A 12,784-nucleotide genomic window follows, 5' to 3' on the forward strand; every position below is an offset into this window, starting at 1 on the left:
AGCGTCGACTGCACTTTGATCATTCAACGCGGCAATAGCCGCCGATGGGCGTGTATCGACATGAGAATACCGAACCCGGCCAGCAAGGTCACGCTGGAGGTGCCACCGTAGCTCACCAGCGGCAGCGGCACCCCCACCACGGGCAGGATGCCGCTCACCATGCCGACATTGACAAACACATAAATGAAGAACGTCAGAATGATACTGCCCGCCACCAGACGTCCAAAGGTGTCCTGGGACGCCGCCGCCAACCACAGCCCACGACCGACGATCATGACGTACAGCAGCAGCAGCAGCAGCATACCGACCAGGCCGAACTCTTCGCCCAGCACGGCAATGATGAAATCGGTGTGGCGCTCGGGCAGGAATTCGAGCTGCGACTGCGTGCCCTCCAGCCAGCCCTTGCCCCACAGGCCACCGCTACCGATGGCGGTGGTGGACTGGATGATGTTCCAGCCGGAGCCGAGCGGGTCGCTCTCCGGGTCCAGAAAGGTCAGCACCCGCTGGCGCTGGTAGTTGTGCATGTTCATCCACAGCAGCGGCAGGCCCGCCGCCACCAGGGCCACTACCAGGCTAATCAAGCGCCAGGAGAGCCCCGCCAGCAGCACCACGATCAGCGCCGCGCTGGCCATCAAGAGCGAGGTTCCAAGGTCTGGCTGAATCGCCGTCAAGACCACCGGCGCGCCAATGATCAGGGCACACACCGCGATGTCCCGCAGCCTCGGGGGGAGCTGACAGCGATTGAGGTATGCCGCCACCATCAGCGGGACGGCCAGCTTCATCATTTCAGAGGGCTGGAAGCGAATCACGCCGGGTATTTCCAGCCAGCGCTTGGCTCCCATGCCGATATCGCCAGCAATCTCCACGGCCACCAGCATGGCAAGCCCTACGCCATAAGCCAGCGGCGCCCAGCGCAAAAACGTGGTGGGAGAAAACTGTGCCAGCACGAACATGCCCACCAGGGCCAAGCCAAAGCGCATGGCCTGAGCAATCACGACTTCGATGCGCTGCCCAGAAGCGCTGTAGAGCACCAGCAGGCCGCCCGCCATCAGCGCCAGCAGCAGGCCCACGAGCCAAGGGTCGATGTGAATACGCTCCCAAATGCTCTTGCGCCTGGCGATGCCGCTATCGGGTGGGCGAACCGGGTGCCCTCGCCAAGAGCGTGTCAGCAGTTGCAGCGGCATCATCAGTTACCCTCCACGCGGCCGTTATCCTCTTCCAGCACTTCCTTGACCTCATCGGCTTCCGGCGCCGCCTCTTTCAGCAGCCAGGCATCGGTCATGGCGCGCGCCATGCGGGCAGCATGGGTACTGCCGCCCCCGGCATTCTCGACGATGACCGATACGGCGATTTCAGGCTCTTCCAGCGGGGCAAAGGCCATGAACAGCGAGTGGTCGCGCAGCCGCTCTTCCAGCTCTTCGGCGTTGTAGCGCTGATCCTGGCCCAGCGAAAACACCTGGGCCGTACCTGACTTGCCGCCCATGCGATACTCCAGGCCCACCCCGGTGCGCCTTGCCGTTCCTTCGCTGCCGGTCAGCACTTTCTCCATGCCGTTGAACACTCTGTCCCACCAGTTCTCATTGGCCAGGTCGATGTCGGGCAACGTGTCCGGCAGTTCCAGCGGGACGGGGTCTTCACCAATGCGCAGCGCCAGCCGAGGCTTGACCCAGTGACCACGGTTGGCCAAGGCCGCCGTGGCACTGGCCAGTTGCAGCGGGGTAATTTGCCAATACCCCTGACCGATACCGACCGAAAGGGTTTCCCCCGGGTACCAGGGCTGGTTGAAGCGTGCGCGCTTCCAATCACGAGACGGCATCAAGCCGGTGCTTTCTCCCTGAACGTCGTGAGCGACCCGCTGCCCGAAGCCAAAGTTGGACATCTGATCATGCAAGCGATCGATGCCAAGGTCGTGGGCCAGGGAGTAGTAGTAGGTGTTGTTCGACACGGCAATGGAGCGTTCCATGTCGACACGCCCATGCCCCCACCGCAACCAGTTACGGTAGCGACGGGAGTCATTGGGCAGCTGATAGAAGCCCGGGTCATTGATGGTGCTGTCCGGGGTGATCACCCCTTCCACCAGTCCTGCCAGCGCCAGAAACGGCTTGATGGTGGAACCTGGGGGGTAGTGGCCACGAATGGCGCGGTTGAACAGCGGCAGGTCGATGTCTTCCTGCAGGGCGCGGTAAGACGCCACATCGATCCCGGTGACGAACTGGTTGCTATCGAAACCAGGCGTCGACACCATGGCCAGAATTTCCCCGGTGCGCGGCACGATGGCCACGATGGAGCCTCGCCGACCCTCCAGCAGCTCGTAGGCGAGCATCTGAAGCGAGCGGTCCAGGGTCAGGGTCAGGTTGGCACCGGGTACCGGGTCGGTGCGCCCCAGCTCGCGCAGCACCCGGCCACGGGCGTTGGTTTCGACCTTGCGAAGGCCCGCCTGGCCGTGCAATTCCGACTCGTAAAAACGTTCCACTCCGGTCTTGCCGATAAAGTGGGTGCCTGCGTAGCGGCCGGTGTCCAGGGTTTGCAGCTCTTCGGCATTGATCCGCCCCACATAGCCCAGCGCATGGGCCATCATTTCGGCATCCGGGTAATAACGCAGCAGCTGGGCTTCTACCTCGACCCCGGGCAGGCGGTGGCGATTGATGGCCAGGCGGGCAATCTGCTCTTCACTCAGATCGCTCATCAGTAGCGCCGGCTGAAACGGCCGCTGGCGCTGGCGAGAACGCACGTTGAAGGCCTCGATCTCTTCTTCAGGAAGTTCCAGCAACTCCACCAGCAGCGCCAGGGTATCATCCAGGCTATCGACACGCTCACGTACCAGCGTCAGGTTATAGGTCGGCCGATTTTCTGCCAGCAGGGCGCCGTTACGGTCGTAGATCAACCCGCGATTGGGCGGCAGCGGCTCGACCCGCACGCGGTTTTTCTCGGAGCGGGTGCTGTAGAGGTCGTGCTGAACGATTTGCAGATACCCCAGCCGCCCGACCAGCAAACCGGTCAAGACGATGACCACGAATACTGCCAGCAGCGACCGAACACGGAAGATACGCAGCTCTTGCTCAGGGTTCTTTAGCGTGTCACGGCGCTTGGGCATGGCAACAGACAACTCTCAATCAAACGATGAACGCAACGGCCACAAGGGTCGACAACAGGTAACTTCTAACGGTGATAAGGGTGACCCACGAGCAGGGTCCATGCCCGATAGAGCTGTTCGGCGAGCATGATCCGCACCAAAGGATGCGGCAGGGTCAATGGCGACAGCGACCAGGCCTTGTCGGCCATGGCCGAGAGAGAAGGCTCCAGCCCATCAGGGCCGCCCACCAGCAACACCACGTCCTGGCCAGACATTCGCCAAGCATCGGCTTCCTGAGCCAGCTGCTCCGTGGTCCAGGGCTTGCCCTTGACTTCGAGAGCCACGACGATTTCATCGCCGCGCAGCTTGTCGCGGATCCGCTGGGCTTCTTGAGCTCGTGCTTTGGCGATGTCGGCATTCTTGCCACGCTGGCCCAGCGCGATCTCTTCGATTTCCAGGGCAAAATCACGCGGTAGCCGTTTGCGGTAGGTCTCCACGCCTTGTTCCACCCAGGCAGGCATTTTGGTTCCCACCGCCAACAGCCGAACCTTCATGACATGGAGGCTCGCTCTTCGACCTGACGCAGTGCATCGCCGATGGCGCCCGCATCGTTGGGCAGGTCTGCCCACAGACGCTCGAGGTCATACAGCGCGCGCGCTTCGGGAAGCATGACATGAACGACGATGTCACCCAGATCGACCAACACCCAATCCGCGTTCTCACCGCCTTCGACACCGCGAGGGTGCAGACCGGCAGCCTTGGCTTTCTCGACGAGATTCTGCGCCAGTGCTGCCACATGACGGGTAGACGTACCGCTGGCAATCAACATGAGGTCGGTGACCTCGGTCAATTTCGACACGTCCAACTGCGTAATATCACGAGCTTTAAGTTCTTCTAGCGCTTCGATGGCTAGGTTTTTCAATGTATCGATGTGCATGACTCCTGACGACAACCCCATTATTGACCTGACGATGATAGACGCCCGCCATTGGCAACGGGCGTTTGAGGCGGCCATTGTAACGGCTTCTTTCACGACTGCCAGCGCTATTCGCTGCTTTGATACCAGCCCTGTTGCAAAATGGCCGTTTCCACCGCGTGGGGCAGTAAATAGCGCACGCTTTCGCCTGCTTGCAGGCGCTGGCGAATGTAGGTCGCGGAGATGGCCATCAGGGAGGGCAACTCCAGTACCAACAGATGCCCTTGTGCCTGCTGCATCATCGTCTCCACGCTGTAGACTTCGCGATTGCCCACCAGTTCCTTCAGCGGTGCTGGCCAATCGTTGCTGTACCCGGGCCGAGCGATCACCACGACGTGCGCTAGCGCCCAAAGACGCTCGGCACGATCCCACTGATGGAGTCGCAAAAAAGCATCCATGCCGATCACCATCACCAGTCGGGCCGAGGGGCCGTAGAGGTCGCGCAGCTCCGTCAGCGTATCCACACTATAAGAGGGGCCTGCTCGGCGTAGCTCACGGCCATCGGCCAGCAGGCCAGGGGTATCCGCGATGCCTGCTTCCAGCAGGGCCAAGCGCTGCTGCGGCGATACCTGCGGCACACCGCGCAGCGGTGGCTGCGGCGCAGGCACCATGTGCAGCACTTCCAGGTCCAGCGCGTCGCGCACTTCCAGGGCACTGCGTAGATGGCCGTTGTGCACCGGGTCGAAGGTGCCACCAAACATGCCGATACGCTGGCTCATTGGCGAACCTGGCCGTCTCCGAACACGATGTATTTCTGCGTGGTCAGGCCTTCCAGGCCGACCGGGCCACGGGCGTGCAGCTTGTCGGTGGAAATACCGATCTCCGCCCCCAGGCCGTACTCGAACCCATCGGCAAAGCGTGTCGAGGCGTTGACGATCACCGAGCTGGAGTCCACTTCGGCCATGAAACGGCGCGCCAGCGTGTAGTCCTGCGTGACAATGGCATCGGTGTGGTGGGAGCCGTATCGTTCGATGTGTTCGATCGCTTCGTCCACGCCATCTACCACCTTGATGGCCAGGACCGGGGCGAGGTACTCCGCGTGCCAGTCCTCCTCGGTTGCTGCCAGCGCCTGGGGCAACAGCGCCCGCGTCCGCTCGCAGCCGCGCAGCTCTACCTGGTGCTCGGCGTAGGCACGCGCCAGCTCCGGCAGCAGAAGATCGGCAACCGGGGCATCCACCAGCAGGGTTTCCATGGTGTTGCAGGTGCCGTAGCGATGGGTCTTGGCATTCAGTGCGATGGCCAGCGCCTTGGCAGGGTCGGCGGTGGTATCGATGTACACATGGCAAACGCCATCCAGGTGCTTGATCACCGGAACACGCGCTTCCCGCGAAATGCGCTCGATCAAGGACTTGCCGCCACGCGGGATGATCACATCGACATACTCGGGCATGCCGATCATCTCACCCACCGCAGCGCGATCCGTGGTAGCAACGACCTGAACGCTGCCCTCGGGCAGGCCCGCGTCCGCCAAGCCTGCCTGAATGCATCGGCTCAGGGCCGCATTGGATGCACTGGCTTCCGAGCCTCCGCGCAAGACGCAGGCATTGCCGGACTTGAGACACAGGCTGGCGGCTTCCAGGGTAACGTTGGGGCGCGATTCGTAAATGATGCCGATCACCCCCAGCGGAACCCGCATCTTGCCGACCTGGATACCGCTGGGCCGGTAGCTCATACCATCGATGGCACCGACCGGGTCCGGCAGCGCCGCCACTTGATGCAGCCCCTCGATCATGGCATCGATCCGCGCGTCATTGAGCGCCAGGCGGTCCAGCAGCGCGCTATCCAGGCCATTGTCCCGGCCCCGCTGCATGTCCTCCTGATTGGCCTTCATGATCTCGCCGCGCGACGCCTCAAGGCGCTTCGCCATGGCATACAGCGCCTGATTCTTGGCTTGGGTATCGGCACGGCGCAATACGCTGGCCGCCGCCCTGGCCCCCTGCCCCACGGCCACCATGTAACGAGCCACATCGCCGGCCGCCAGATGGTGTTGGGCGTCTTGTTGGAATGCGTCAGCGCTGCGCATGGGATCTCCCTGTGTAAGCGATACTGAAAGTAGGTAGGCTTATATTACGCCATGAGGGCATTATACTGAGGGATTGACAGGTTCGAGCCAAGCAATGCGTTATGCTACGGCCGAGTAACCCTCGTTTATCAGCCAGATAGTAAGCCACCATGCAAAGCAAATACAAAATCAGCCCGCTGAGGGCGACGTTGTTCGCTGCCGCCGTCGCGCTGGCCTTCTGGACACCCACCGCGCCGCTGGCAGCCGCCATTGCGCTATGGCTGGCCGTGGCCTGGCTGTTCATTACGGCGCTACTGCTCGACTTCAGCCATCGACGCTCGCGAGGACTGCCTTGGCAGTTGCTGGCCGGTACGCTCCTGCTGTCGCTGATTGCCGTTGCCCCTGAGCGTCACCTGTTGCTGATATGGGCCTGGGGCGCGGTGTTCATGCTGCCGCAACCCCGCTGGGTGGCCACCTTCAATGTCTGCGCTGCCCTGCTGGCCTGCCTGATCATCCAGCCACTGCTCACCCTGCCAGAGTGGTGCCTGCTGGTGGCATCCTTGGGGACGCTGTGCCTGCTGGCCATGGCGCGGACTTACCTGCTGGTGCACTTGAGCGGCACCATGCGCCAGCGCCTGCGGCTGATTCCGGGGCTCAACCTATGGGCAGGGGAGCAACTGCTGCGTGATTTGACCAAGGAGCAGACACGCTCCGAACGAGAAGCCATTCACGCCGAAGTGCTGGTCATTCATCTCCGGCTCCACCAGCTCTGGCCGGCGGCTCACAAGCTGTGCAGCCTGGTTTACAGTTTCGAAAACGTTTATCGCCTCAATGCCACGACCCTGGCCACGCTGATGCTTTCCAAGACGCCCCGTGAAGCCGAACATCGTCGTCATTTGCTGTGTGCCGCACTGCCCGAACACGCCGTTTGCCAGCCCATGCCCTTGATGGAGCTAGAGCTGGAAGCGCTCACCCTGGAGGCCCTTGCCCAGATGGGCAAACAGCGGCCGAGCGACATCACATGACCACCAGCCAGCCCCCCAAACGGCTGATGGGCCTGGCCTACGGCGCGGGCCTGATCATCATCTGTGCTTACACTGCCTGGCTTTATGCCATCGGCAGCTACCGAGAGCTTCTGGTACCGCTGTTCATGACGACCCTGCTGCTGGCCAGCCTGATGATGCACCTGGGCCAGGGGGTCAAATCGTGCCTGCCGCGCCTTTTGCTGCTGGGCAGCCTGTTTCTGGTCGTCGTGCACGCGGTGCTCACCCATGCCAACCTGTCACTGCATTGGCTGGGGCTGCCGTTGGCCGCCGCGTTCATACTGCTGCCGCTGTGGGGAGCCCTGGCCATCAACCTGATGGCCATGGTCGTGATAGGCTGGCAACTGCCCGCACTGCAGGGAGAAACTGCGCTGGGGTTCGCCGCACTGACCCTGCTGCTGGCGCTTCCCCCGTGGGAGCACGCCCGGCGCAAGGCGCTGTTGAGGGCAACCGACCCCAACGACAACGATTGCGATGCGTACCATATCGATACGCTGAAGGAGCGCCTCAGGAATGAGTTTCAGCGCGCCGCAATGCTCAACAAGCGGCTGGCCGTGCTGGTGCTGCACTTGCCGCAGCTGGACATGGCAGAGGAGCAGTTTGGCCAGCGCGCCAAGACCGCGCTGCTGGGCGCGCTGTGCAGCGAGGTCAATAGCCGCTGCCGTGATCACGACATTCTGGGCCGTGCGGGCAGTGCGACCTTCTGGCTGGTCTTGCCCGATACCAGTGAAAGCGGCGCGCTACTCGTGAAAGAGCGCCTTCAGCGCGCCCTGTCACGGCGCGTATTGGTGGAAACAGGCCAGTTGGAAGCACGGCTCGCCACTTGCCTGCCCATGCGCAAGGAGAGCTTCGAGCGCTACTTGCAGCGTCTGGAAGCACGCGCAGAATCCATTACCCATTTATAACCGCAGACGGAGTCACTCTTGGCGATTGTCGATACCCTGCTCTCTCTTACTCTTTCCCCTCCTTTGCTGCTGCTTCTGGTGTTGGGTATCGCCCTGGTCGAGTCGCTGGCACTCATTGGCCTGCTGGTCCCCGGGGTCGTATTGATGACTGCGGCTGCCACCTTGGCGGGCCACCAAGGGCTCGACCTGCCCTGGCTGATTGGCGCGGCGTTCATTGGCGCGATCATCGGCGACAGCGTCAGCTACTATCTGGGCTATCGGCATCGTGAGGCGGTGTTGTCCCGCTGGCCGCTGTCGCTTCACCCCGAGTGGGTGGGTCGTGGGGCACGCTTTTTCGAACGTTATGGGGTCTACTCGGTCTTCATTGGCCGCTTCGTCGGGCCTGTCCGCCCGGTGATCCCGCTGGTGGCCGGCATGATGCAAATGCCGGCACGCACCTTCGCCTGGGCAAACATTACCTCGGCAGCGCTCTGGGCTCCCGCCTATGTACTGCCTGGCTATCTGGTCGGGCATACCTGGCAGCAGCGGCTGAACCTGCCCACGAACGTGGAAATGGCCGTCATCCTGATTGCCGCCACGGTGGTGGTATTGGCCGTGGTGTTTTCATGGGGGCGCGCCCAGGTGGACCGCCAGGGGCGCATCTATTTTGCGCTGGCACGCATCGTGCGGCGCATTCCGATCATGCGTCGCCCCTGGTTGGCCATGAGCCGTTCGGGGGAAGTGCCGCTGGGTTCCCTGCTGCTGCTCATTACCGCGATCACCGGGGCCTCCGCCTGGACGCTGTACGTGATGCACCATGTGACGCCGTTGACGGTCGATCTGGAAGCCCAGCGGCTATTCGACTGGCTCGACTCCCCCTGGCTTGCCCACGCCAGCCTGCTATTGGCCATGATCGGTGACAAGGCGGGCATCGTGGCCCTGGTCAGCCCGTGGGCGTGCTGGCTGCTGGTGGTCAAACGCTTCGATGCGCTGCTGCATGGGGCTCTGGCCCTTGGCGGCATTGCCCTGATCAACACCGCGGGCAAGGCACTGTTCGCCCGGGCACGCCCCACCACCCCGGACCACCTGACCGGCTCATACGCCTACCCCAGCGCGCACACCTCTACTTGGGTGGTGATGATCGGGCTGGCGGCCGCCGTGATGGCCGCGCGGCTGCCTCGCCAGCGGCGTGCCTGGGTCTACTGGATGGCCATTGTCGTCACGCTGCCGATGGCGCTCTCGCGCTTGGCTCTGGGCGTGCACTGGCTGAGTGATCTGGTGGGAGGCGCGCTCATGGGGCTGGTGGTCTGCGCTCTGGTTCAGCTCAACTGGCAGCGGCGCTATCGCACGCCGCTACCACCCATCCCCTGGGTGACGCTCACAGGAGCATCGCTGCTGCTGGTGAGCGCGAGAATGCTGCTGTTCGGACCGATTTGAGGGCGCGGCAAAACGTGTCTGGCACGGGCTGGCGTGATCAGCCCAGCGCCAGCCACGCGCCCACGCCAAACATCAGCGTCCCGGCAATGCGGTTCAGCAGGCGTACGTTACCGCTTTTGCCCAGCACACGACGCAGCGTCTTGCCTCCCGTGGCATACACCAGCATGCTGCCGAACTCGATGACCAGGATCAACGCGATCAACAGGCTGAGCTGGGGGGCTAGCGGGCGGCTGCTGTCCAGAAACGGCGGCAGCAGCACCATGAAAAATGCCCAGCCCTTGGGATTGGCCACGGCGGTCACCAGCCCCTGCATGGCCAACTGCCAGCGGCCTGCAGGCGGCCCTGTGTCCAGCTCGCTGGGAATGGCCATGCGCCCCCGCGAGCGCCACATCATCACCCCCAGATACGCCAGGTAAGCCCCACCAATCCACTTGAACGCAGTGAACAGCTCAGGCTGGCGCAACATCAACGCGGCCACCCCTGCCCCTGCCGCCGCGGCCACCAGCCCCACGCCAATCAACTCACCGATCATCATCCAGAGCGTACGCTTCACCCCTTGGGTCATCCCCAGCACCATGGCCAGCGTCATGCACATGCCGGGAGTCAGCGATACGAACAGAAAGGTTGGCACGAAGACCGATAGAGTAGCCCAGGACATGGTGACGCTTCCTTGTGATGAACGGTGACGAAAGTCAGTGAGATGGCGAATCGCAAACACAAAAGGGCGGTGGCACCGCCGGGATTACCCTTCGCCCCAGCGTGGCATCAAGCGGTGCTCGATGCCCAGCTGGTTGAGAATCCGCGCGACGATAAAATCGATCAGATCCTCCATGGACTGGGGGCGATGATAGAACCCGGGTGCGGCAGGCAGGATCACCACGCCCAGGCGACTCAAGGTCAGCATGTGTTCCAGATGAATGGGGGAAAAAGGGCTCTCCCGGGGGACCATGACCAGCGTGCGCCGCTCCTTGATCGCCACATCGGCGGCACGCTCGATCAGGTTGTTGCTGGCCCCGGTGGCCACCGCAGAGAGGGTGCCGGTGGAACACGGGCAGATCACCATGGCGGAAGGCGCGCCGGAGCCCGAGGCCACGGGGGCCATCCAGTCTTCACGCCCAAAGCAGCGAATTTGCCCGGGCTTGGCACCGCTTTGCGCCACCAAGGCCTCTTCCAGTCGCTGAGGCTGAGCAGGCAGCGATATATCCGTTTCCGTGGCAATGACCATATGGGCCGCCTTGGAGATCATGACCCACACTTCATGGCCCGCCTCGACCAGCACGTCGATCAAGCGCAGGCCATACTGCGCCCCCGAAGCGCCCGTCAGCGCCACCGTCACAGGGGGTTTGAACTCACTCATCGGATACTCCCGTGTCAGGGTTTGCCACTGCCAACGCCGCCAACAGGCGCTCGTGAACGCCATCGAAACCACCGTTGGACATCACCACGATACGGTCGAGTGGTGACGCCTGGGTGACCACTGCCTGTACCAATGCATCGATATCTCGATACAGCGACGCCCGCGACCCTTGCGCCTCTACCAAAGAGTCCATCGACCACTCCACGCCAGCAGGCTGGAACCAGAAGCTGTGATCCGCGTCGGCAACGCTGTCTTTCAGACGTTCACGCAGCGCGCCCAGCCGCATGGTGTTGGAGCGCGGCTCGATCACGGCCAGCAGCCGCCCCCGCGGTGTGGCGGCACGCAAGCCCTGCAGCGTGGCGGCAATGGCCGTGGGATGGTGGGCAAAGTCGTCGATCACCTGAATGCCGTTGACCTCGCCACGCACCTCCTGACGACGACGGGGTGTCTGGAAGCGTGCCAGCGCCGCGCAGGCACGCGGCAGGCTCACCCCGCACAGTCGCGCAGCCGCCAGAGCGGCCAAAGCGTTGCGGGCGTTGTGCTCCCCCGTGAGCGACCATTCCACCACGCCATCCTCCTCCTCTTGCCCGCCGCTATACAGCACCTGAAAGCGGCTGGCGTCGGCATGCTCCAGGCGCAGCTGCCACTGGCTGCCGGCCTCGCTGCCAAAGCGTGTGACCGGGCTCCAGCTGCCCATGGCCAGCACACGATCCAGCGCGGGCTGCTGGTCAGCCACCAGCAGGTGTCCCTGGCCTGGCACGGTACGCACCAGATGGTGGAACTGGCGTTCGATGGCGGCCAGGTCGGGAAAGATATCGGCGTGGTCGAATTCGAGGTTGTTCATCACGGCGATCGTCGGGCGGTAGTGCACGAACTTGGAGCGCTTGTCGAAAAAGGCCGTATCGTACTCGTCCGCCTCGACCACGAACGGTGCCGCCGCGCCCCCAAGCCTGGCCGAGACGCCAAAGTTGCGTGGCACACCGCCAATCAGAAAGCCGGGCTCCAGGCCAGCGCTCTCCAGCAGCCAGGCCAACAGGCTGGCCGTGGTGGTCTTGCCGTGGGTGCCCGCCACCGCAATGACCCGGCGGCCCGGCAGCACGTACTCCGCCAGCCACTGGGCACCCGAGGTGTAGCGCAGGCCGCTATCGAGCAGCGCCTCGACTTCCGGGTTACCGCGCGAGAGAGCGTTGCCCACCACCACCAGGTCCAACGGGCCCTGCAGATTGTCGGCGCGATACCCCTCCATCAGCGTGATGCCCGCCTCGGCGAGCTGAGTGCTCATGGGCGGATACACGTTCGCATCCGACCCACTCACCTCGTGTCCCAACTCTCGGGCCAACAGCGCAAGACTGCCCATAAAGGTGCCGCAGATACCAATCACATGTAAACGCATGGGCGAGCGCTCCTTCCATGACCCTGACAACGGACTGAAATATCAGCCTAAATGCATACATTGGGGGAAAGATTATCATGCCCGGGACGCCAGCTCATCTGGTTCCCTTCGTGATGCCTCGTCACAGGGCAGGAAAGTGACAATGGGTGGCTTTTGATGCAGGATGCGGCACCTATCGACCTAAACCACCCCGCTGCGCTGGCGAGAGGAGCTTTTATCATGCGCATTATCGTTCGTTACTTTTTCCGTGGCCTTCGCGTGCTGCTGGCCCCGGTGATGTTAGTGTCGGAAAAACTCTCCACGCCGCGCTCGGTGGAGCGCAGCGCCGAGGAGCAGGCTGAGGTCGACGCGGCCTGTGAGGCATTGGCGCTGTATCAGTTTCGTACCTGCCCTTTCTGCATCAAGGTACGCAAGGAGATGGCGCGGCTTGGCTTGAAGATCGAACTGCGCGATGCCCAGTTGGATCCAGACCACAAGCAGGCCCTGCTGGAAGGCGGCGGCAAGGTCAAAGTGCCCTGCCTGCGCATCGCCCATGAAGACGGTCGTGAAGAGTGGCTCTATGAGTCCGATGAGATCAATCGCTGGCTGCATCAGCGCTTTGGGGCCTGATTGGGGGCCT

General features: G+C 63.0%; 13 protein-coding genes. 4 read left to right on the plus strand and 9 right to left on the minus strand.

The features are described from left to right. Positions 1-23: 23 nt before the first annotated feature. The 6 genes from rodA to LG409_RS10255 form a co-directional block, all read right to left on the minus strand. The gene (gene rodA, locus LG409_RS10230) at positions 24-1,187 is read right to left on the minus strand and encodes a rod shape-determining protein RodA (RefSeq protein WP_186299140.1); all 1,164 of its coding nucleotides are present in this window, start codon (positions 1,185-1,187) and stop codon (positions 24-26) included. Further along, a complete protein-coding gene (mrdA, locus tag LG409_RS10235; protein ID WP_039179763.1) occupies positions 1,187-3,094 on the minus strand; it encodes a penicillin-binding protein 2 in 1,908 nt (635 codons plus the stop codon). Before mrdA ends, rodA begins: the two co-directional genes overlap by 1 nt. Positions 3,095-3,159: 65 nt before the next feature. Further along, a complete protein-coding gene (gene rlmH, locus LG409_RS10240; protein WP_016914102.1) occupies positions 3,160-3,627 on the minus strand; it encodes a 23S rRNA (pseudouridine(1915)-N(3))-methyltransferase RlmH in 468 nt (155 codons plus the stop codon). Next, a complete protein-coding gene (rsfS, locus tag LG409_RS10245) occupies positions 3,624-4,010 on the minus strand; it encodes a ribosome silencing factor (RefSeq protein ID WP_096922824.1) in 387 nt (128 codons plus the stop codon). Before rsfS ends, rlmH begins: the two co-directional genes overlap by 4 nt. A 107-nt stretch (positions 4,011-4,117) precedes the next feature. After that, the gene (gene nadD / locus LG409_RS10250; RefSeq protein ID WP_227406592.1) at positions 4,118-4,768 is read right to left on the minus strand and encodes a nicotinate-nucleotide adenylyltransferase; all 651 of its coding nucleotides are present in this window, start codon (positions 4,766-4,768) and stop codon (positions 4,118-4,120) included. Next, positions 4,765-6,072 carry a glutamate-5-semialdehyde dehydrogenase gene (locus LG409_RS10255; protein WP_227406593.1) on the minus strand — a complete coding sequence of 436 codons (1,308 nt, stop codon included), beginning with the start codon at positions 6,070-6,072 and terminating at the stop codon, positions 4,765-4,767. Before LG409_RS10255 ends, nadD begins: the two co-directional genes overlap by 4 nt. 149 nt (positions 6,073-6,221) lie before the next feature. On the opposite strand from LG409_RS10255, the gene LG409_RS10260 reads away from it, so the two are divergent. From LG409_RS10260 to LG409_RS10270, 3 genes are read left to right on the plus strand one after another with little or no spacing between them, the layout of a single operon-like run. After that, positions 6,222-7,076, plus strand: a complete 855-nt coding sequence (locus LG409_RS10260; RefSeq protein WP_096922821.1) for a hypothetical protein — start codon at positions 6,222-6,224, stop codon at positions 7,074-7,076. Next, positions 7,073-7,999 carry a diguanylate cyclase domain-containing protein gene (locus LG409_RS10265; protein WP_039179747.1) on the plus strand — a complete coding sequence of 309 codons (927 nt, stop codon included), beginning with the start codon at positions 7,073-7,075 and terminating at the stop codon, positions 7,997-7,999. Before LG409_RS10260 ends, LG409_RS10265 begins: the two co-directional genes overlap by 4 nt. A gap of 18 nt (positions 8,000-8,017) precedes the next feature. Continuing rightward, positions 8,018-9,415, plus strand: a complete 1,398-nt coding sequence (locus LG409_RS10270) for a bifunctional DedA family/phosphatase PAP2 family protein (RefSeq protein WP_189463565.1) — start codon at positions 8,018-8,020, stop codon at positions 9,413-9,415. 37 nt (positions 9,416-9,452) lie between these two features. Here LG409_RS10270 and LG409_RS10275 read toward each other — a convergent pair whose 3' ends face one another. From LG409_RS10275 to mpl, 3 genes are all read right to left on the minus strand, one after another. After that, entirely contained in the window at positions 9,453-10,073 is a 621-nt protein-coding gene (locus tag LG409_RS10275) for a LysE family translocator (protein ID WP_039179741.1), read from the minus strand. A gap of 84 nt (positions 10,074-10,157) precedes the next feature. Beyond that, positions 10,158-10,772: a flavin prenyltransferase UbiX gene (locus LG409_RS10280; protein ID WP_227406594.1), complete on the minus strand. Its 615-nt coding sequence runs from the start codon at positions 10,770-10,772 to the stop codon at positions 10,158-10,160. Further along, complete coding sequence (mpl, locus tag LG409_RS10285; RefSeq protein WP_227406595.1) at positions 10,765-12,165, minus strand: UDP-N-acetylmuramate:L-alanyl-gamma-D-glutamyl-meso-diaminopimelate ligase; 1,401 nt, start codon at positions 12,163-12,165, stop codon at positions 10,765-10,767. The genes LG409_RS10280 and mpl overlap by 8 nt, the downstream gene beginning before the upstream one ends. Before the next feature lie 219 nt (positions 12,166-12,384). Here mpl and LG409_RS10290 point away from each other — a divergent pair, with 219 nt between their 5' ends. Then, on the plus strand, positions 12,385-12,774 hold the full coding sequence (locus LG409_RS10290) for a glutaredoxin family protein (RefSeq protein ID WP_039179730.1): 390 nt from the start codon (positions 12,385-12,387) through the stop codon (positions 12,772-12,774). Positions 12,775-12,784 lie beyond the last annotated feature (10 nt).

Source organism: Halomonas sp. NyZ770, assembly GCF_020616575.1.
Classification (GTDB): Bacteria; Pseudomonadota; Gammaproteobacteria; order Pseudomonadales; family Halomonadaceae; genus Vreelandella; species Vreelandella hamiltonii.